The following is a 20,699-nucleotide window of genomic DNA, read 5'->3' as shown; positions in this document are numbered from 1 at the left end:
CGTACCATGCCTACGCCATGGCTGCCTCTTGGGTCTGAGCCAGACCGTCCACCAAGGAGATTTTGAAATGACCGACGCTCATAAAGAAACGATCAAGGTACTCAACGACCTCATCGAAACATCGAAAGATGGTGAGGCTGGTTTCAAGGATCTCGCCGAAAACACCAACAACCCTGAGCTGAAGGCAGTCTTCGCAGCCGCCGCTTCCGACACCGCCAGCGGTGCTGCAGAACTGCAGAACGAAGTACGCAAGCTCGGTGGCGAACCCGAAACCACCACCAGCGTTGCAGGCGATCTGCACCGTCGTTGGGTCGACCTGAAGTCGGCCATCACCGGCAAGGACGACGTCGCACTGCTCAACGAAGCAGAGCGCGGCGAAGACGTTGCCAAGAAGAGCTACACCAAAGCGCTGGAAAACCATGACGTGACCCCTGAGGTACGCGCCGTGATCCAGAAGCAGTTCGATGGCGTCATGCGCAACCATGACAAGATCAAGGCACTGCGTGACGCAGCTCGCGCTCAGAAATGAGTGAGGGGCTTGGGCGGCTGCCAAGGCCGCCCGAGCCGTGCTTTACCCGCAACGCCCCCCGCCTTGACAACATCCCCGCCGTTACCCGATCGACTCAACGTGTCACATAGCCCATGACTGGGGCCGGTACTTTGACGTCGCCCTGAAAGCGATGCCATTCCTTGTCGATTTCCTTGTAGCTCATGAACACACTCACCCGCTTGGCGTCGGCCAGGTCGGTATTGGTCATGGACTGGGTGTAGCGCGTCGGCACGAATGCCACCGTAATGCCGACTACCGAGCCGTCATCCGCATACACCGGACCACCCGACATGCCCATGGCACTCGGACCGTCGTGGATGGAATAGAGCACGCCATCGTTGAGGTTGCTGAGCAGCAACTTGCCTTCCTTCACCTTGCCGCTGCCTTTGACGGGCATCAACAGTGGACTGAAGCCGACGGCGGTGACGTTTTCGCCGACCGATGCCTGACGCCAGTGGGGAGCCGCAGCAGCCTTGCGCTTGATGAAGACCACATCGCCACGACCACGGTGCGCAACGTCACTGAGGTAAGGGGTGTGCTTGGCAGAAACCGCGTAATCCTCATTCCATTGCACGGCCGAGGCCTGATACAGGAGAGGGGCGGGAAGACTCGAGGTGACCATGAAAGCGTCTTTGTAGGCGGCATCGCTGACAAAGGGAGTTGGCATGCCATTGCAGCCGGACAGAAGCAGGCCGAACATCAGGCAGATAGATCGATTCATCGTATTCCAGTGTAGCAATCCCATTTCTGGGACTATTGAAGCAACCTTGCTTGCGTGGTTCTCATCCCTCTGGACGAGAATAGGTTCGCGTGCGCGAGTGTTTGTAAAGACCCTGGAAACCGGCGCGTTGATGCCGTGCGCTACGCGGTGTTCCAGGCCGCCATTGTTCCCTGGCGATCCTGTCGGATCGTGACTGACAGCGTGATCGGGTGTTGGTGGGCATGATCGCGAAGCATTGCGAGCCTTCGAACGCCACGTCCGGCCAACCAAAGCCACGACGCTCCAAAATTCGGGACGTGGTGGCCGATGATGACATTATGACATCATCCATCTTTCACCGGCAACAAGAATAATGGCACATGGCCATTTATTTTGGTTGCACAGTGAAAAGGGTATCGGACGGGTCGAGGAAGTCTTTAATAGCAATATGCTACTACTGTGACGTGGTTCCGATTCCGCTGGCGGACGCCAGCATGACCCTTGCGCCGCACACCTACTCCCAAGGCGGCCCATCGACGAAGTGCGATTCGATCCAGGCCTTGAATGCCAGGACGGTTGCTGCCGGAAACTTCGAAGAAGGTCGTATCAGGTAGATTCCGCCCACTGAGTCCAATCGCCAGTCGGGCAGTATCTGAACCAGGTCGCCGGACGCCAGCTGGCGGCTCATCAGCCATTCGCCCGCACCCAGAATGCCCGTGCCGGCCATTGCGGCGCTGAGCAGGGTTTCGCTGTCGTTGGATGTCAGGGTGCCTTGCGTGGTCACGCTTTCCTGACGGTCTGCGCGGTGCAGCTTCCATTCCGGAAACGAGGCCAGCCCGCTGAAACGCAGGCAGTTGTGCCTGACCAGATCTGCAGGCATCAGCGGCATGCCGCAGCGTTCCACGTAGGCAGGGGATGCACAGAGAATGCGGCGATGGTCGCAGAGCTTGTTGGCAATCAGTCGGCTGTCTTCCAGCTCGCCGATGCGCAAGGCCAGGTCATAGCCTTGCTCGATGATGTCGACGACGTGCTCGCTGTAGTCGGCAACGATCGACACACCGGGGTGTGCGCTCAAGAACTCGGGCAACAACGGGGCCACCCACAGGCGCCCCATGGCCGCTGGCAGCGCCAGGCGCAGGACCCCGCGCACCTGGGAAACGCCTGACGTGGCCTGCTGCTCGGCTTCGGCAATCTGGCTCAGGGCTGAGCGCAGGCGCTGTTCCAGCTTGGCGCCGACTTCGGTAATCCGGACCTGGCGAGTGGAGCGCTCCATGAGGCGCACGCCCAGCCGCTTTTCCAGGGCGGCCAGACGCTTGGAGATCACCGTGGGATGACGCTGGAGCAAGCGACCGGCAGCGACGAACGAGCCTTGGCTGGCCACGGCCAGGAAGGCGGCGATCTCGTCGCTGTGCTGACCGTCGAGCAGGTCCGGGGTCATGGGGCGAGAATGATCGCCCCGCCGGACTGACCCGATTCGAGCGCCTCATGGGCGCGAGCCGCTTCGGTCAAGGGATAGGTCTTCCAGATCCGCGGGGTGATGATGCCCGCCTCGACCGCCGCCAGCACGTCGGCCGCGCGCTCCTGGTACTCGGCTGTGGACGCGGTGTGCGCAACGATGGAAGGTCGGGTCAGGAACAGCGACCCCTTGCCGTTGAGAGTCGACAGCTCGACCGCGCCGGGCGCACCCGACGATGCGCCGAACGACACCATCAGGCCGCGCGGACGCAGGCTGTCCAGCGACGCTTCGAAGGAGATACGACCAATCGGGTCGTAGACCACATCGACCTTGCGCCCCTGGGTGAGCTTGGCCACGTCCGCGGCGAGCGTGGCCGCATCGAATACCAGCACCTCGTCGCAGCCCACCGCCTTTGCCCGCTCGACGCTCTCGGGTTTGGACACCACACCGATGACGTACGCCCCCAGGTGTTTGGCCCACTGCCCCATGATCTGGCCCAGGCCGCCGGCGACGCCGTACAGCAGCATCGTCGTACCGGGGCCTACCGGGTAGGTGGATTTCAACAGGTACTGTGCAGTGATGCCTTTGAACAACACGGCCGCGGCCTGCTCGAAGCTGACCCCGGCCGGCAGCTTCACCAGCCGTTCGGCCGGATAGAGCCTTTGCGCCGCATAGCCGCCCAAGGGCCCGGTGGCATAGGCGACGCGGTCGCCTGGCTGCACGTTGGTCACCCCTGGCCCCACCGAGATCACGGTGCCCGCGCCTTCCAGGCCCAAGCCGGACGGCAGCGGTACCTTGACCGCACCATTGCGCTGGGTGACATCCAGGTAGTTCACGCCCACGGCCGCCTGCTGCAGCCACGCCTGCCCTTCGCCCGGCGCCTGCTCGACCACGGTGTCTTCCCACAGCACGGAGGAATCACCGGGTTGATTGAAACGGATCACTGCGGCCATGTCGTTCTCCAGTCGGTCAATAGTGCCGACGAGTATGGAAACGCGCCCAGCGTTACACAAGACGGTGAATCTGCAGTATATACCTGCACTGGGTGCAGCAATGATCAGATGACGATTGACTGGTGTGCCCGGACCGATTGCCTGTCGTTGCGGGTTTGTTTACCGTTCAGGCCACTGGTCGACACTCGGTGCATCGCTCACAGGGACACGTCATGGCTGTAGTTGCAGACAAAGGCACGACTTCCATAGGCCTGGTGCACGAAGCCCTGCACGGTGCAATGCAGCGCGGAGTCGACATCCAGCCGGTGTTGCGAGACGCGGGCATCGACCCAGGCTTGCTTGACGCGCCCCAGGCCAGAGTCTCCGCAGTCGCGTTTTCTCGACTCTGGATTGCGCTGGCCAATGCGCTGGACGACGAGTTCTTCGCCATCGACAGCCATCCTCTGCGCAGAGGCAGCTTTCGGCTCATGTGCCATGTGGCCCTGGGCTGCCACTCGCTGGAGCAGGCGCTGCGGCGGATCCTGATGTTTCTGCGCAGCGCCCTGGACGATGTCTACGGCGAGCTGACGTACGAAGACGACTCGGCGGTGCTGGTCATTCACGACCACGGCGTGGAAAGACGCCTGTTCAGCTATGGCACCTGGCTGATCCTGGTGCACGGACTGCTCTGCTGGCTGGGCGGCCGGCGCTTGCCTATCCAAAGCATCGGCTTCCGGCCGGCGCAACCTTTGGACGACAGCGACTACCGCCTGCGCTTTTGCGAGTCGCTGGTGTTCGGTGTCGCCCAGACCACCGTCCGGTTCGATCGCAGCCTCCTCGCCCTCAAGGTCGTGCAGACCCCCGCAACCCTCACACCCTTCCTGGAAGAGTCGCCCGGCAATTTGCTGGTCAAGTACCGCAACGATGAAAGCACGGGAGCGAAGGTTCTTCAGAAGCTGCGCGGTGTGAATCCGGAGGACTGGCCTGAGTTCGACCGGTTGGCGAAATCGCTGGGCACGTCGAGTTCGACATTACAACGACGGTTGCACATCGAAGGCTTGAGCTACCAGCGCCTGAAAGATGACCTTCGCCGGGACATGGCCATTCATCTGCTTGGCCGTGAAGAGCTGACAGTGGTCGAAGTGGCACTGCAAACCGGTTTTCAGGATGCCAGTGCCTTCCATCGCGCGTTCAAGAAGTGGACGGGCGTCAGTCCCGGTTGCTATCGCCGCAACGAAGCCGATGAAACGTAGGCCTCACTGCTCCCCCTTCTGAAAGATTCACGATCCGTCCCTTTCCTGTCCCCGCCCCGGACTGTCCAAACACCCCAATCAGAACGACGACTTTGGACATGGGCGTAGCCCATGCCGGCGCCTACGATAGCCGAACTCCAGCCATGGCCGCTGCCCATGGCCTGGTCGGCGGAACACCTGTGCACTTCAAAACAAGAATAAAACCGAAGGAGACACGCTATGCAACCCGTGAACGTTTTCGCGCTGGCAAAGGATTCAAGGTTCAACCGCTTCCATGGCCTGATCCTGTTCTGGTGCGTGCTCATCCTGATCATCGACGGCTATGACCTCGCCGTTGTGGGTGCGGCACTGCCGGCCATCATGAAGGACATGAACATCGAGGCCACCAGTGCCGGCATCATGGCCGGCTCGGCGCTGTTCGGCACCATGCTCGGCGCGATCTTTCTCGGCACGCTGGCCGATCGCATCGGTCGGCCGAAGATGACGGCCATCTGCGTTGCGCTGTTCAGTCTGTTCACTGCGGGTGCCGGGCTGACCAACGACCCCATCAGCTTCAGCGTCATGCGTTTCATCGCAGGGCTGGGCATTGGCGGCGTACTGCCGATCTGCACCGCGCAAATGGGCGAGTTTTCGCCATTGAAACTGCGCACCCGCCTGGTAACGCTGGTATTCGCCGGTTATTCCGTGGGTGGCATCCTGGTCGCCCTTACCGCAAAACAGCTGATCGAAAGTCACGGCTGGCAATGGGTGTTCTACGTCGCGGGACTGCCCGTGATCCTGATCCCGTTCATTCTCAAGAGCATGCCTGACTCCATCGGCTACATGCTCAAACAGGGCCAGCAGGACGCACTCAGGGAGGTGGCGCGAAAGCTCGATCCCGGCAACATGATTCCCGACGATGCGGTGATGGCCGGCAACCCGGATATCCTCGACAAACAGGATTCCCCGGTGCGCAACCTGTTCGCCGATGGCCGCGGTTTCAGCACGGTCATGATCTGGGCGGCATTCATGACCGGGTTGTTCATGGTCTACGCGCTGAACTCCTGGCTGACCAAGCTGATGGCCATGGCGGGTTTCAGCCTGGGATCGGCGCTGAATTTCGTGATCGTGTTCAACGTCGGTGCCATTGTCGGCGCGCTGGGCGGTGGCTGGCTGGGCGACAGGTTCAACATCAAGCGTGTGCTGGTGTGCTTCTACATCGTCGGCGCCCTGGCGCTGGTCATGCTTGCCTACACCCGCTCGCCGGGCCTGCTCTACGCCGTGGTGTTCACGGTCGGCGCATCGACCTTGGGTACGCAACTGCTGGCCTACGCCTACGCCGGCGATTTCTACCCTTCGACCATCAGGGCCACCGGCGTCGGCTTTGCATCGGGCGTGGGCCGCATAGGCGCCATCGTGGCCCCGGTACTGATCGGTTGGTTGATCTCGATGCACTTGCCGCTGGAGCAGAACTTCATGGCCATCGCCCTTGCCGGGCTGATCGGTGCGGCGGCGGTTTCGCTGATCAATCAGTCCCTCGCCGATTCTTCCCAGGCACGCTCGACCCGCCGCGCGCCATCGGCCACCGACAGTGCGGCCTTGAATCCTGCAACCTCCAAATCCACCTGACTGGGGGCACTTATGAATCGACTGTCTCAACCGCCGTCAAGCCCCGCCCTGGTTGTGGAGGCTGTGGACTGGGCGATCAGGTCTCGGCGCAGCATCAGGGCTTTTCTTCCCGACCCCGTGGCCCAGGAAGACGTGGAAAGCATCCTCGATGTCGCCCGCTTCTGCGCGACGGGCGTGAACATGCAGCCCTGGCGTGTGCACGTGGTCACTGGCGACGCCAAACGGCAGCTGTCCAACGCCATAGCGGATATAGACAACGATCCCGCCCATGCCAACCAGCTGCTCGACCCCTACGAGTACTACCCCAGAGAGTGGGTGACGCCCTATGCGGACAGGAAAAAGAAAGTCGGCTGGGAGCTGTACGGGCTGCTGGGCATCGCCAAGGGCGACAAGCAACGCATGCATGAGCAGCACGGCCGCAACTACCGGTTCTTCGATGCGCCGGTAGGCCTGCTGTTCACCATCGACCGCGTGCTCCAGCAAGGAAGCCTGCTGGACTACGGCATGTTCCTGCAAAGCGTGATGGTGGCTGCCAGGGCTCGCGGGTTGCACACGTGCCCTCAGGCCGCCTTTCTGAAGTATCACCACGTCATCGCCGAAGTCCTTGGCATTCCCGACGAGCAAATGCTGGTCTGCGGCATGAGCCTGGGCTATGCGGACGCGTCCAGCGTCGAGAACGAGCTGGTCACCGAGCGCGAACCGGTCAGTGCATTCACCACCTTTCATCACAATAACAAAGAGACTCGCCCATGAAGCCTGCAGCCCTCAACGAGTGCCTCGACAAGACCCCGGCCAATCACCTCCCCCTGACCCCGTTGGGGTTTCTGGAAAGGGCTGCGTTGGCCCATCCGACACGGGCTGCGGTGGTGTATGGACCCATCACGCGGACCTGGGCGCAGACGCGCGAGCGCTGCCTGCGACTGGCCAGTGCTCTGGTCGCTCGAGGATTGGGCGCTGGCGATACCGTCTCCATTCTGTGCCCGAATACGCCGGCCATGCTCGAAGCGCATTTTGGCATCCCGTTATCAGGCGCAGTGCTCAACACCATCAACTGCCGGCTCGATGCCGAAGGCGTGGCGTTCATTCTCAGGCATGCCGAGTCCAAAGCCATTCTGGTGGATCGCGAATACGCAAGCCTGGTTGCGGCGGCGCTCGAGCGGCTGGATCAGGCGCTGATCGTGATCGATATCGACGACCCCTTCGCGCCGTTGGGGCCATCGATCGGCGTGGTGGGTTATGAAGAGCTGCTCGCCAACGGCGATCCCGACTTCGCCGGCGTCTGGCCTGTCGATGAATGGCACCCTATCGCCCTGAACTACACCTCCGGTACCACGGGCGATCCCAAGGGGGTCGTCACCAGCCACCGCGCGACCTATCTGATGAGCCTGCTGCAGATGACCAACTGGCCGCTGCCGCGTGCGCCGCGCTACCTGTGGACGCTGCCGATGTTCCACGCCAACGGTTGGTGTTTTACCTGGGCGATCACCGCAGCGGCGGGCACTCATGTGTGCATGCGCAAGGTCAGTGCCGAGGCCGTGTTCGATGCCATCGATACCCACGGAGTGGACCATTTCTGCGCCGCACCCGTGGTCATGGCCATGATTGCCGATGCGCGTGATCGCGAGGTGTTGCGATCACCTGTGCGCGTGCTCACGGCCGGCTCCCCTCCACCGGCTTCGGTGCTCAGCGCGGTGGTTGCACTGGGCTTCGACGTGGATCATGTCTACGGCATCACCGAGGTATCCGGCACCCCGGTGAGCTGCGTGTGGCAAGACGGCTGGGACGCGCTGACGGACAGCGAACAACGCGCATTCCGGGTTCGTCAGGGCACGCGAGCGGCAACGTTCGAAGGGATGATGGTGGCGGATCCGGACACCTTGATCGCGGTGCCGCACGATGGTGTCACCACCGGCGAACTGTTGCTGCGCGGCAATACCGTAATGATGGGATACCTGAAGAACGCGTCGGCCACCGGCAAGGCCTTCGCGGGTGGATGGTTTCATACCGGGGACATCGCGGTGGTGCATGAAGGTGGCTACGTGCAAATCACCGATCGTTCCAAGGATGTCATCATCTCAGGCGGCGAGAACATCTCCTCGATCGAAGTCGAGGATGTCATCCACTGCCATCCCAGCGTCCTGCACGCGGCTGTCGTGGCCCAGCCCGACGACAAATGGGGTGAGGTACCGTGCGCCTTCATCGAACTCAAGGCCGGTGTCGCGGCGCCCACCGGTGCCGAGCTGATCGCGTTCTGCCAAACGCGACTGGCCAGGTTCAAATGCCCGCGACAGGTCATCTTCACGGAGCTGCCGAAGACGGCCACCGGCAAAATCCAGAAATTCGTGCTGCGCGAGCGTGCAGGCAGCAAGGCTGCCATCTCGAGGCTCGCGTCCGGAGGGTGAAGCCGTTCGTAGGTGTGCGTTCAATACAGAGGGGCAGTGTTCGACCCATGCTGAGCACTGCCGCCCCTGTTACCCATCAGTTGGACCCTGCCCGGTTTGAGTGCAGGATTCCCATTCTGGAGCACACTATTGCGCTCTCAAAAGCGCACCAACAAAAAATATTCAGTGAAAACATCCAGTTACTGACAGCGGCCTGATTATTGCTTCGTTTAGGGCGTCGCGCCCCACGCGACATCTGTTTCCTCCAGCGGCCCTCATGCCCTGGGCGACCCGGCCCCAACGATGCGGCTGCGGTCACAAGCGAAACGCTCGACACCCGTTCAGCCGACAGCGTCGTCGGTACGTGAGATCAGGCCCTACCCCCCTCGCCTGCATCTCATCCAGCCCCCACTCCATTCCTGTTTCCCGGTGCTTGCACGGGCAGCCCCTTCGGCTGTGCGCAAACCGGCAGGCGATGGCACGCAGGGCTGGTTCCAGGAGCACTGAGCATGGCTATCAATCGTCGTACCTTTCTGCGTTCGTCCGCCATTTCCGCTGCCGCACTGTCGGCGCTGAGCTTCAAGAGCCTGTCGGCCTTCGCCGCCGACGACGCCATCAAGATCGCCTCGCTGTACGACAGCTCGGGTGGCCTGGACATCTATGGCAAGCCGATCGTGGACGCGCTGACATTCGCCACCGAGGAACTCAATGCCCAGGGCGGCCTGCTCGGTCGGCCGTTGAATCTGATCAAGTACGACACCCAGTCCAACATGCAGCTGTACGCGCAGTACGCCCAGCAGGCGGCGCTCAAGGATCGCGCTGCCGTGGTGCACGCGGGCATCACTTCGGCGTCACGCGAAGTGGTACGGCCGGTACTGGACCGCTACAAGACGCTGTACTTCTACGACAACCAGTACGAAGGCGGCGTGTGCGATCGCAACTTCTTCGGCACCGGCGTGACGCCGGGGCAGACCGTGGAGAAGCTGGTGTCCCACGTGACCCAGAAGTGGGGCAAGAAGGTCTACATCGTGGCGGCGGACTATAACTACGGGCAGATCGTCACCGCCTGGGTGAAGAAGTACGTCGAGCAGGCCGGCGGGTCGAGCGTGGGTATCGAGTTCTTCCCGCTGGACGTGACCAACTTCGGCGCGACCATTTCGAAGATCCAGGAAGCCAAGCCGGACTTCGTCTGGTCGGCCCTGGTCGGCGGCGCGCACATGTCGTTCTACCGCCAGTGGAAGGCCGCCGGCATGACCGGCAAGCTGCCGATCGCCTCGACCACCTTTGCCGGTGGCAACGAGCACATCGTGCTCTCGCCCGAAGAGTGCAACGGCATCCTGATCTGCCAGAACTACGTGCAGGAACTGCAGACCCCGCTCAACACCGCGTTCGTCGAACGCTTCCACAAGCGCTTCGGCGCCGACTACCCGTACATCACCGAACTGGCGATGGGCGCCTACCAGGGCATGATGCTGTGGGCCGAGGGCGTGCGCCAGGCCGGTTCGATCGAACGCATGGCGGTCATCGAAGCGCTGGAGAAAGGCATCAGCCTGGACCTGCCCAGCGGCAAGGTCAGCATCGACCCGGCCACCCACCACTGCATTCTGGACGTGCACATCGCCGAGGTGCGCGATCGCCGCCTTGAGGTGGTTGAAAGCTTCGCCCAGCAGGCCCCTTCGGACACCGCCGCGGTTTGCGACCTGATCAAGAACCCCCGTGATGCCAAGCAATACAGCATCGCGCTGTAAGGAGACGGACATGGATTGGGCTGCGATTTTTTCCCTGCAGATAGTCGGCGCCATCGCCACGCTGGTGCTGCTCAGCATCGGCCTGGCGGTGGTGTTCGGCATGATGAAGATCATCAACCTGGCGCACGGCGAGTTCATGATGCTCGGCGGTTACGTGGCCGTCCTGGCCACCCACCACTGGCACGTGCCGATCTGGATCTCGATCCTGGTGCTGGCGCCGCTCACCGTGGGCCTGTTCGGCATGCTGGTCGAGCGCCTGCTGATACGCCACCTCTACGGCCGCATGATCGACACCATGCTGGCCACCTGGGGCCTGAGCCTGGGGCTGACCGGTGCGGCGACCATGCTGTTCGGCAACACCACGGTGGGCATCAGTTCACCGTTGCCGGGCATTACCCTGGGCGCCTATCAAACCAGTGGCTACGGACTGTTCGTGATTGCCGTGGCCGTGGCGGTCCTGCTGGGCCTGTGGGCGCTGCTGCGCTTCACCCAGTTTGGCCTGTGCGCGCGGGCGACCATGCAGAACGCCAAGATGGCTGCCGCCCTGGGCGCCAACCCCGGGCGCATCTACAGCCTTACCTTTGGCCTGGGTGCGGCCTTGGCCGGGCTCGGCGGCGCGGTCCTCGCGCCACTCACCGGGGTGATCCCGACGCTGGGCGCCAGCTACATCGCCAAGGCCTTCATCACCGTGATCGGCGGCGGCAGCGCGGTCATCACCGGCACGCTGAGTGCGGCCGGCGCGTTCGGCGTCATCAGCCAAGTGGTGACCTTCTTCAGTACCCCGGTGTTCGGTGAAGTGGCCCTGCTGCTGGCCGCCATCGTGCTGATCCGCGTGTTGCCCCAAGGCATCACCGGTCGTTTCTTTCGGAGGGCGTTCTGATGCCTGTCGCATTTCGTGATCTGCTGCCGGTGCTGGGCTGTGTGCTCGCGGCCGTGCTGGTCGGCGTTCTACCGCAGTGGCTGGACCTGTTCACCCTGCTCTCGCTGACCATCTACCTGGTCATGGCCTTGCTGGCGCTGAGCCTGGCATTCATCTGGGGCTTTGGCGGCATCCTGTGTTTCGGCCAGGCTGCGTTCTTCGGCCTGGGCGCCTATGCCTATGCCATCGGCGTGCTGAACATCGGCGACAGCACCTGGCCGGTGCTGCTGGCTATTGCCGTACCCGCACTGTTCGCCGCGGCCATGGGCTACTTCATGTTCTATGGCGGCATCAGTGATGTGTACCTGGGCGTGATCACCTTGGCGGTGACGTTGATTCTGTTCAACGTGATGAACTCCACCTCGGGCAGCGAATACCACATCGGCAGCGCGCTGCTGGGTGGTTTCAATGGCATTCCGGCGATCCCGACGCTCAACGTGCCGTTCGATCCGCAGCGCGTGCTGGAACCTGAAACCCTGTTCCAGGTGATCGGCGGCGCCTTGATTCTGTGCTACCTGGGCCTGCGCGGGCTGCTCGCCAGTCGCTTCGGCAAGGTGGTCGTGGCCATCCGTGAAAACGAGCAGCGTGCCGGGCTGCTGGGCTACGACACGCGCCTGCACAAGCTGATCGTGTTCAGCCTGGGCGGCGGCATTGCCGGGCTGGCCGGATGCCTGTTCGCCAACTGGGGTGCGTTCGTCAGCCCGGGCGTGTTTGGCCTGGCACAGTCGGCGCAGATCATCATCTGGGTCATCGTCGGCGGCCGTGGCACCTTGTTCGGGCCGATCCTGGCGTGCATCGGCCTGCAGGCACTGATGGCGCGACTGGGTGAACAGCAAACGGTCGACAGCGGCCTGGTGCTGGGCGCGATTCTGCTGACCTTCGTCATGCTGCTGCCGCGCGGCCTGCTGCCAAGCCTGGGGGCTTTGGCCTCGCGCCTCTTCAAGCGCCGCCCGGCGCCCAGCCCTGTCGTGCCACCGGAGAGCGTCGTATGAGCGTGCTACTGCAAACCCAGGGCCTGGGGGTCAGTTTCGGGGGTGTTCACGCCGTCAAGGCAGTGGACTTCACCCTTCACAGCGGTGAGCTGCGCTGCCTCATCGGCCCCAACGGTGCGGGTAAAAGCACCTTTTTCAAACTGCTCAGTGGGCAGTTGAAGCCGACCCACGGCACCTGCCACTTTCAGGCCAGGCGCATCAGCGGCCTGCCCCCGCACCGCATCGCCCGCATGGGTATCGGCATCAAGACCCAGACGCCCAGCGTGTTCGACGGCCTGGATGTATTCGAGAACCTGCGGCTGGCCGCCAGCCGTACGCAGAGCGCCGATCAGGCCCGGCAAAGCGCCGAACACACCCTGCGGCGCATCGACCTGGCCGAGTACCGTCATCGTCTGGTCGGCGACCTGGCCCACGGTCAGCGTCAATGGGTCGAGCTGGGCATGATCCTGGCCTCGCGGCCGACGTTGGTGCTGCTGGACGAGCCGGCCGCCGGCATGACTTATCAGGAAGTGCGCAAGACCGCGGAGCTGATCAAGGAGATCAATGCGCACAGCACCGTGGTGGTGGTCGAGCACGACATGGAGTTCATTCGCCTGATCGCCGGCACGGTCACCGTGTTCAACCAGGGGGCAATCCTCGCCCAGGGCAGCTTTGCCGAGGTGACCCAGGACCCGTTGGTGCGCGAAGCCTATCTGGGCAAACAGGAGATCAAACATGCTTGAAGTCAACGGATTGTGTTCCGGCTACGGGCGCGTGCCGGTGTTGCGCGACATCGGTCTGCGCAGCGCCACCGACAGCTGCATCGGCGTGCTCGGCCGCAACGGCATGGGCAAGACCACCCTGCTGCGCGCGCTGATCGGCGAGTTGCCGGCGCTGTCAGGCAGCGTGCGGTTCGCCGGCCACGACCTGAGCCGCGCCGATGCCAGCCAACGCGCACGCGCCGGCATCGGCTACGTGCCCCAGGGCCGGCAGATCTTTCCGTTTCTCACCGTGGGTGAAAACCTGCGCATGGGCTGCGTGAAGAATTTCACCGAGGCCAGCGCCACCATCGAGCGGATCCTGACGTATTTCCCGCGGCTGCAACGGCTGCTCGACCAGCCCGGCGGCGCGTTGTCGGGCGGCGAACAACAGCTGCTGGCCCTGGCTCGCTGCCTGTGCGGCAACCCGAAGCTGATTCTGCTCGATGAACCGACCGAGGGCATCCAGCCCTCCATCTGCGACGAGATCATCGAAACCCTGCAGCGCCTGCGTCGCGAACAGGGCCTGGGGATCATTCTGGTGGAGCAGGACATCGACTTCCTGACGGCGCTGGCCGATCGCATCCTGATCATCGAGAACGGTCGACTGGTCGATGAAGTCGACCCTGCCAGCACCACCACCGAAGCGCTTGCCGAGCGTTTCATGGGCTTTCATTCTTAAGGATTCATCGTCATGTCCATTCAACGTCCAACCCAGGTCGAGCTTGCCGAAACCGGCAACCAACTGGGCCTGCATCTGCCAGCGCCGTTACTGGCGCAGTATGCCGACATTCTCGAAGCGGTCTGGCAGGACTATGACCGTCTGGATCAGCTGCAACCGGTCAGCCTGCCGCAGCGGTATCCCAGGAATGCCGGGCAGATTCCCGCGCCGGCGCAGAACCCCTACAACGCCTGGTACGTGCGTACCGACCTGCACGGCGCTGCCGAAGGCACCCTGAGCGGCAAGCGCATTGCCCTCAAGGACAACATCTGCCTGGCCGGTGTGCCCATGATGAATGGTTCGTCGACCCTGCAGGGTTACGTGCCCGATGTCGACGCCACCGTGGCCACGCGCGTGCTGGACGCCGGCGGCAGCATTCTGGGCAAGGCCCATTGCGAGTTTTTCTGCGTCTCGGGCAGCAGCCACACCAACGCCACCGGCGCAGTGCACAACCCGCGCAACCCAGGGCATTCGACCGGGGGGTCGTCGTCGGGGTGCGCCGCGCTGATCGTCGCCGGTGAAGTGGACCTGGCCATCGGCACCGATCAAGGCGGCTCGGTGCGCATTCCAGCAGCCTACTCGGGCATCTACGGCATGAAGCCGACCCACGGATTGGTGCCCTACACCGGCATCATGCCCATCGAAATGACCCTGGACCACGCTGGCGTCATGAGCGCCACGGTGGCCGACAACGCACTGATGCTCGAGGTGCTGGCCGGCGCCGACGGCCTGGATCCGCGCCAGGATCGGCAGATGCCAGTACAGGCCTATACCCAGGCCCTGGGCGCAGGTGTTGCGGGCCTGCGCATCGGCGTAGTCAGCGAGGGCTTCGGCCACGCCAATTCCGAAGCCGATGTAGACGCCGCCGTGCGCCGCGCTGCCGGTCTGTTCGCCGAATGGGGCGCCCTGGTGGAAGAGGTTTCCATCCCCCTGCACGCACTGGGCCATGCCATCTGGACACCGATTGCCGTGGAGGGCACCACGCAACTGCTGCGCGGCTACAATTACGGTTCCAATTGGAAGGGCTTGTACGTGGAGAGCCTGATGCGCGCGCAACAAGACTGGCAACAGCAGGCCGACGCCTTCCCTCACGATCTGAAAACCTGCCTGCTGGCAGGCCACTATGCCCATCAGCGATTCGCCGGCCAGTACTATGCCAAGGCGCAGAACGCCGCACGCCAGCTGCGCGCCGCCTACGACGAGCAGTTGGCCCGCTACGATCTGCTGCTGATGCCGACCGTGCCGCTCAAGGCGCCCAAGCTTCCCGCAGCCGATGCCACGCCCGCAACCTGGGTCACCCGTGCCCTGGAAATGAACGCCAACACCGCCCCGTTCGACGTGACCGGCCACCCGGCCCTGTCGATTCCCTGCGGGCTGGCGCAAGGGTTGCCGGTGGGACTCATGCTCATAGCCCGCGATTACCATGAGGCGACCCTTTACCAGGCTGCGCATCACTTCGAACAGCATATCGATTGGGAAAGCCTGACCTCATGAGCGGCGAAGACTACAAGGTAGGCCTGCTGTTTTCCCGGGCCAGCCTGACGGCGGCGTCGGAAACCGCCCAGGCCAATGCCACGCACCTGGCAATTGCCGAAATCAACGACGACGGCGGCCTCGGCGGTCGGCGCCTGCAGGCCGTCGACGGCGATCCCGGCGCCGACCCGAACGACTACCGCGACAGCGCGCTGCGCCTGTGCGACCAGCAACAGGTGCAGGTGCTGTTCGGCACGCACATGTCGAGCACACGCAAGGTCGTTCTGCCGGTGGTCGAAAGCCGTCGTCGATTGCTGTTCTACCCAACCCTGTACGAAGGTTTCGAATACTCGCCGTACTGCTTCTATACCGGCTCGGCACCCAATCAGAACTCGCTGCAGCTGGCCCGCTACGTGCTGGAAACCCATGGCGGGCGGGTGCTGTTCGTCGGGGGCTCGTATGTCTACCCCTACGAATCGAACCGCATCATGCGCGAGCTGTTCGAACAGGCCGGCGGCGAGGTCGTCGACGAGATCTACCTGCCTTTCCACGCCACCGCCGAAGATTTCGACCGGGTCATGCAGCGGGTGCGCGAAACCGCTCCCGACGCCATCTACTCGACCATCGTCGGCAGCGACATTCCGTCGCTGCACCGCGCCTATCGCCAGGCGGGGTTCGATCCTGCGGTCGTGCCCATCGTCAGCCTGGCCACCAACGAGGTCGACGTGCAAGCCATGAGCGACGAGGAAGCCGAAGGCCACATCTCCGCCGCGCCCTGGTTCTCGACCTTGCAGACGCCGGCCAGCCAGGCGTTCGTGGCACGCTACCGTGCGCGCTTCGGCGAACACGCCGCGATTACCTCGGGTGCCGAAGCGGCCTACTTTCAGGTTCACCTGTTCGCGCAAGCCGCGCGCCGCGCGTCCGATGACTCAGTGCAGGCCCTGCGCGAAGCACTGGCCGGGGCAAGCTTCGAGGCGCCTCAAGGCACCGTGCAGATCGACGCCCAGACCCAGCACACCTGGCTGTGGCCGCGCATCGCCCGGCTCGACCAGCGACGGCGATTCCAGCTGGTGCTGGAGAGCGCCGAAGCCGTGCAGCCGAGCCCCTATATGGTCGACTACCAGATGGACGTGCAGCCATGACCTGCCGGAGGCCGAGATGACCAGCGCGCCGTCCCTGCTGCGCGAACTCAAGGGCCTGCGCGTACTGGTGATTCACCCACAGGACGGTGAGGCACGCATCGTGCTCGACCAACTGCAGCGCATCGGCTGCATCGTCGAACAACGCTGGCCGGTGCCCACCACGCTGCCCGAAGCGGTCGACGTGGTGCTGCTGGCCGTGGAACTGAGCCAGCGGTTGAACACGCAAACCTTGGTGGAAGGCCTGAGCGAGCAGGCGCCGCCAATCATCGCCGTGGTCGGTTACGAGAACCCGTCGATGCTGCAACTGGTGCTGGAGACGCAACCGGCGGCGGTCATCGAGCGGCCCCTGCGGCCCTTCGGCCTGCTGACCCAGTTGCTGATGGCGCGGGCCGCCTGGCGGGCGCGCATCGACATGCTCGCCGAGTTGCGCAAGCTGCAAAGCCGGCAACCGGCCGTGTCGAAAATCTCCATGGCCAAGGCGCTGTTGATGGCGCGCCATCGCCTGGGCGAGAACGATGCCCATCGGCGCCTGCAACGCGAAGCCATGACGCGCCGCACCAGCATGGAGGCCATCGCCCAGCAGATCATCGATGCCGATCAACCTGCCGAACCCGAACCGCCGCTGCCGTAGCCCTGCGCTGAAACAGCGCCCCCAACCACAAGAATACGAGGTCACCCCATGCAAGGATTCACCTTCAGCAGCACTGCCCACCTCATCTGCGCCACCGGCAGCGCCGCCGCCCTGGCCGAACAGTGCGTCAGCCGCGGCGCCCAGCGGGTATTGCTGGTCACCGATGCCGGCATCCTCAAGCACGGCCTGCTCGACAGCGTGCTGCCGGGCTTCGCCACTGCGGGCATCGAACTGGCGGTGTACAGCGACGTGCTCGCCGATCCGGCAGAGGCCCTGGTGCTGGCAGCCACCGAGCAGGCCCGGGGCATGCAAGCCGACCTGATCGTCGGCTTCGGCGGCGGCAGCTCCATGGACACCGCCAAACTGGTCGCCTACCTGGCACACCCTGGGCAGCGGCAGAGCCTGAGCGACATCTACGGCGTGAACCAGGCCACCGGCCCGCGTTTGCCATTGATTCAGGTACCCACCACCGCGGGCACGGGTTCGGAAGTCACGCCCATCTCCATCGTCACCACGGCCACCGGCAAGTCCGGCGTGGTGGCGAACCAGCTGTTGCCGGACCTGGCAATTCTCGACGCGCAATTGACCATCGGCCTGCCCGCCCCGGTCACCGCTGCCACCGGCATCGACGCCATGGTGCATGCCATCGAGGCCTACACCAGCAAGCACCGCAAGAACCCGCTCTCCGACCTGCTGGCGCGCGAAGCCTTGCGCCTGTTGGCGGCGAACCTGGAACGCGCGGTCAATACACCGCAAGACCTGGAAGCCCGCCAGGCGATGTTGCTGGGTGCCTGCCTGGCCGGCCAGGCCTTTGCCAACGCACCTGTTGCCGCCGTGCACGCCCTGGCCTACCCGCTGGGTGTCAGCTTTCACCTGCCCCACGGCCTGTCCAATGCGCTGGTACTGCAGCAAGTGCTGCGCTTCAACCTGCCGGCCGCCCAAGGCCTGTACGCCGAGCTGGCGCCCTTGGTGCTGGGCGATCGCCTGCAACCTGGCGATGCGGCGCAGCAGTTCATCGACGAACTGCTCAGGCTTCATGTGGCCACCGGTCTGCCGCTGCGCCTGGGTGATGCCGGAGTGACCCGCGAGAGCCTGCCGGAACTGGCTCGCAGCGCAATGCTGCAACAGCGCCTGCTGGTCAACAACCCGCGCGAAGTCAGCGAGGCCGATGCGCTGGCGATCTATACCGCGGCGTTCTAGGTCGCGGCCGAACACCGCGCCTCCTGTGCTGCACGGCAGACAGCCCCATACCAAGGGGCTGTCAGCCTGCGGGCAACCCATCGCATCAACTCCATCAATGTTTACTATCGTGAAAGTCCGCTTTCTTTTCGCGGTGCCAGACGTTTATATGCGCGACTTATAGCAACTGTCTCGCTTTGGAGCTTCACGTGTACGCCCGCCCTGATTTGAAATACTCGCTTCTGTTCGCTTTGGCCAAATGCTCGATTGCTGGCTTGTCGTTTGCCATGGTGTGGTTGGACATCGCAGTCTTTCATACCGATATCCTTGAAATATCGTTTACCGAGATCACCCAGGAGCTCATGCTCGCGCTGTGCGCCCTGTTGTTCTGGAGCGCACCGGGACCGGCCCGCAAAGGCGGCTTCGAATACCTCGCCGCAGGATTTTTCGCCTGTCTGCTGACCCGCGAGCTGGACGGCCTGTTCGACCCCATCAGCCACAGTGCGTGGCTGTGGCCGTTCCTGGCTATCGCTGCAGTCGCCATAGGCAAGGCGGCAAGTGCCAGGCACAGACGGCAAACCCTGCAGTCCCTGGGCGCTTTCCTGCGCACGCCAACGTTCGCCGCGCTGGCCACCGGCTTCGCGGTGCTGATCTTTTCCAGGATTTTCGGCATGGGTGCGTTCTGGCACCAGGTCATGGGTGACGGCTACCAGCGCCTGGCGAAAACCACGGCTGAAGAAGGTGTGGAGTTGCTGGCATATGGCATCTGGCTGTGCGCCAGCTTCGAGTATTGGGTCAAATGCCGGCTTGGCGAAAGCTGGAGTCCTCAAACCGCAACGTCTTGATGTGGAGTCCGCTGATGACTATTCGATCGCCAGTACTGTTCGTGTCCCATGGTTCCCCCATGTTCGCGGTCGAGCCCGGCCTGGCTGGCAAGCACCTGGCCGAGCTGGGTCGTCAGCTGACGCGGCCCGACGCCATCGTCATTCTTTCCCCGCACTGGATGATCCGCGGCGACATCCGCGTGACCGCCAGTGCAGCCCCGCCGACGATTCACGATTTCGGCGGCTTCCCCGACGCCCTGTATCGGATTCAATACCCAGCACCGGGCGCACCGGCCCTGGCCGCGCGGATCGTCGACATGCTGCAGGCCGGCGGCTGGCAATCCCGCCTGGATGCCGAGCGGGGCCTGGACCACGGGGCCTGGGTACCTCTGCTGTATCTGGCGCCGGACGCGGACATACCGGTCATCCAGGTTTCCATGCCCGCTGCGCTCGATACTCATCAGGCCTGGAAGCTGGGCCAGGCGCTCAAACCACTGCGCGACATGAACGTATTGATCGTGGCGTCCGGCAGCCTGACGCACAACCTCTACGAATTCCGTGGCGCAACGCCCCACGGCGCGCAATACGTCAAGGATTTTGCCGCCTGGACGGCGAAGACCCTGGCCTCGGGTGATCTGCACGCGCTGCTGGACTACCGGCAATACGCCCCCTCGGCAGAACGCGCGCACCCCACGGACGAGCATTTCATGCCGTTGTTCATCGCACTCGGCGCGGCGGGTGAGCAGTATGAAACGCGGGTGATCGAGGGCGGTGTGGAGTATGGGGTGTTGGCGATGGACAGTTACGTGTTCACGTAAAGCAGCAAGCGTGAGCTACACGGGCGGCCACTGGAATGGCCAGCCCTGCCGAAGTGGAACGTTCCGCTACCAATCCTCACTGCGCTCTGCGTGTTGGTGCAAGATTCGATACACCAGAATGGCATTGCCTTTCAAGGTGTAGATCGCACGGTAGGGATACTTCGCAAAGATCAACTCACGGCAATCGGGGATGCCCGACGCCTTGCTCAGTTGAGGAAACGCCTCCAGCTGGCTCAAACCATCCAACATCTGAAAAATGGTTTCTTCTGCTTTTTCAGGTCCTCTGAGCGCTTCGTAGTGCTCATGAATACCGTCGAGATCACTCGCCGCCTTGCTGGTTAATGCGACTTTCGGCACGCGCCACCCACTTAGCCTTTACGGCATCCAAATCGACCAGATTGCCTGCCTCTGCATCTGCGATGCCTTCGGCTACAGCACGGAAATGCCACGACTCGGATTCCACATAGCGAGCCAAAGCACGTTTCAAATGGTATTGACGATCTCGATCGGTGGCTTCGGCGAGCTGATCGAGCTGATCGATCAGCTCGGCTTCCACACGGAAAGAAAGAACGGGCGAACCCATGGCAGTACTCCTGGGACGTTTGTTTACGATGTATACGTTTACGCGCAACGTA

At 63.2% G+C, this 20,699-nt stretch carries 21 protein-coding genes; 16 read left to right on the top strand and 5 right to left on the bottom strand.

Going from position 1 to position 20,699, the window contains the following annotated elements:
- The first annotated feature begins 67 nt into the window (after positions 1-67).
- Positions 68-529 carry a PA2169 family four-helix-bundle protein gene (locus IFT76_RS09380; RefSeq protein WP_122476136.1) on the top strand — a complete coding sequence of 154 codons (462 nt, stop codon included), beginning with the start codon at positions 68-70 and terminating at the stop codon, positions 527-529.
- A 94-nt stretch (positions 530-623) separates the two neighbouring features.
- Here the strand turns inward: IFT76_RS09380 and IFT76_RS09375 are convergent, their stop codons facing one another.
- From IFT76_RS09375 to IFT76_RS09365, 3 genes are all read right to left on the bottom strand, one after another.
- Positions 624-1,271 (bottom strand): serine protease, encoded by a 648-nt coding sequence (locus tag IFT76_RS09375; protein WP_192047769.1) that lies wholly within the window; start codon positions 1,269-1,271, stop codon positions 624-626.
- A gap of 493 nt (positions 1,272-1,764) precedes the next feature.
- Entirely contained in the window at positions 1,765-2,688 is a 924-nt protein-coding gene (locus IFT76_RS09370) for a LysR family transcriptional regulator (RefSeq protein WP_192058069.1), read from the bottom strand.
- Positions 2,685-3,659, bottom strand: a complete 975-nt coding sequence (locus IFT76_RS09365) for a quinone oxidoreductase family protein (protein WP_192058067.1) — start codon at positions 3,657-3,659, stop codon at positions 2,685-2,687. Before IFT76_RS09365 ends, IFT76_RS09370 begins: the two co-directional genes overlap by 4 nt.
- A gap of 212 nt (positions 3,660-3,871) precedes the next feature.
- On the opposite strand from IFT76_RS09365, the gene IFT76_RS09360 reads away from it, so the two are divergent.
- From IFT76_RS09360 to IFT76_RS09290, 15 genes are all read left to right on the top strand, one after another.
- Positions 3,872-4,891, top strand: a complete 1,020-nt coding sequence (locus IFT76_RS09360) for an AraC family transcriptional regulator (RefSeq protein ID WP_192058065.1) — start codon at positions 3,872-3,874, stop codon at positions 4,889-4,891.
- Between the two features lie 219 nt (positions 4,892-5,110).
- Positions 5,111-6,499, top strand: coding sequence for an MFS transporter (locus IFT76_RS09355; RefSeq protein WP_192058063.1), 1,389 nt, complete (start codon positions 5,111-5,113; stop codon positions 6,497-6,499).
- Between the two features lie 12 nt (positions 6,500-6,511).
- A complete protein-coding gene (locus IFT76_RS09350; RefSeq protein ID WP_122476147.1) occupies positions 6,512-7,252 on the top strand; it encodes a nitroreductase in 741 nt (246 codons plus the stop codon).
- Entirely contained in the window at positions 7,249-8,901 is a 1,653-nt protein-coding gene (locus tag IFT76_RS09345; RefSeq protein ID WP_185794424.1) for an AMP-binding protein, read from the top strand. Before IFT76_RS09350 ends, IFT76_RS09345 begins: the two co-directional genes overlap by 4 nt.
- A 488-nt stretch (positions 8,902-9,389) precedes the next feature.
- Entirely contained in the window at positions 9,390-10,628 is a 1,239-nt protein-coding gene (locus tag IFT76_RS09340; protein WP_122476150.1) for an urea ABC transporter substrate-binding protein, read from the top strand.
- 10 nt (positions 10,629-10,638) lie between these two features.
- Positions 10,639-11,508, top strand: a complete 870-nt coding sequence (locus IFT76_RS09335) for an ABC transporter permease subunit (RefSeq protein WP_185794423.1) — start codon at positions 10,639-10,641, stop codon at positions 11,506-11,508.
- Complete coding sequence (locus IFT76_RS09330) at positions 11,508-12,539, top strand: ABC transporter permease subunit (protein ID WP_192058061.1); 1,032 nt, start codon at positions 11,508-11,510, stop codon at positions 12,537-12,539. The genes IFT76_RS09335 and IFT76_RS09330 overlap by 1 nt, the downstream gene beginning before the upstream one ends.
- Entirely contained in the window at positions 12,536-13,261 is a 726-nt protein-coding gene (locus tag IFT76_RS09325) for an ATP-binding cassette domain-containing protein (protein WP_192058060.1), read from the top strand. The genes IFT76_RS09330 and IFT76_RS09325 overlap by 4 nt, the downstream gene beginning before the upstream one ends.
- Entirely contained in the window at positions 13,254-13,958 is a 705-nt protein-coding gene (locus tag IFT76_RS09320) for an ABC transporter ATP-binding protein (RefSeq protein ID WP_192058058.1), read from the top strand. Before IFT76_RS09325 ends, IFT76_RS09320 begins: the two co-directional genes overlap by 8 nt.
- A 12-nt stretch (positions 13,959-13,970) precedes the next feature.
- Positions 13,971-15,491: an amidase gene (locus IFT76_RS09315; protein ID WP_192058056.1), complete on the top strand. Its 1,521-nt coding sequence runs from the start codon at positions 13,971-13,973 to the stop codon at positions 15,489-15,491.
- Positions 15,488-16,612 (top strand): transporter substrate-binding domain-containing protein, encoded by a 1,125-nt coding sequence (locus tag IFT76_RS09310; protein ID WP_192058054.1) that lies wholly within the window; start codon positions 15,488-15,490, stop codon positions 16,610-16,612. The genes IFT76_RS09315 and IFT76_RS09310 overlap by 4 nt, the downstream gene beginning before the upstream one ends.
- 16 nt (positions 16,613-16,628) lie before the next feature.
- The gene (locus IFT76_RS09305; protein ID WP_185794417.1) at positions 16,629-17,243 is read left to right on the top strand and encodes an ANTAR domain-containing response regulator; all 615 of its coding nucleotides are present in this window, start codon (positions 16,629-16,631) and stop codon (positions 17,241-17,243) included.
- 48 nt (positions 17,244-17,291) lie between these two features.
- Positions 17,292-18,443 carry an iron-containing alcohol dehydrogenase gene (locus IFT76_RS09300; RefSeq protein ID WP_192058052.1) on the top strand — a complete coding sequence of 384 codons (1,152 nt, stop codon included), beginning with the start codon at positions 17,292-17,294 and terminating at the stop codon, positions 18,441-18,443.
- A 188-nt stretch (positions 18,444-18,631) separates the two neighbouring features.
- Positions 18,632-19,267 carry a hypothetical protein gene (locus IFT76_RS09295; RefSeq protein ID WP_192058050.1) on the top strand — a complete coding sequence of 212 codons (636 nt, stop codon included), beginning with the start codon at positions 18,632-18,634 and terminating at the stop codon, positions 19,265-19,267.
- A gap of 14 nt (positions 19,268-19,281) precedes the next feature.
- Positions 19,282-20,064, top strand: coding sequence for a DODA-type extradiol aromatic ring-opening family dioxygenase (locus IFT76_RS09290; RefSeq protein WP_192058049.1), 783 nt, complete (start codon positions 19,282-19,284; stop codon positions 20,062-20,064).
- 66 nt (positions 20,065-20,130) lie between these two features.
- Here the strand turns inward: IFT76_RS09290 and IFT76_RS09285 are convergent, their stop codons facing one another.
- Positions 20,131-20,421: a type II toxin-antitoxin system RelE/ParE family toxin gene (locus IFT76_RS09285; protein ID WP_192058047.1), complete on the bottom strand. Its 291-nt coding sequence runs from the start codon at positions 20,419-20,421 to the stop codon at positions 20,131-20,133.
- Positions 20,384-20,647, bottom strand: coding sequence for a CopG family ribbon-helix-helix protein (locus IFT76_RS09280; protein WP_122476172.1), 264 nt, complete (start codon positions 20,645-20,647; stop codon positions 20,384-20,386). The genes IFT76_RS09285 and IFT76_RS09280 overlap by 38 nt, the downstream gene beginning before the upstream one ends.
- Positions 20,648-20,699: the final 52 nt, after the last annotated feature.

Source organism: Pseudomonas sp. CFBP 13727 (assembly GCF_014841915.1).
Taxonomy (GTDB): Bacteria; Pseudomonadota; Gammaproteobacteria; order Pseudomonadales; family Pseudomonadaceae; genus Aquipseudomonas; species Aquipseudomonas baltica.
The sequence above is the reverse complement of the archived record's forward strand: the minus strand, read 5'-3'. Positions and strand labels throughout refer to the sequence as shown.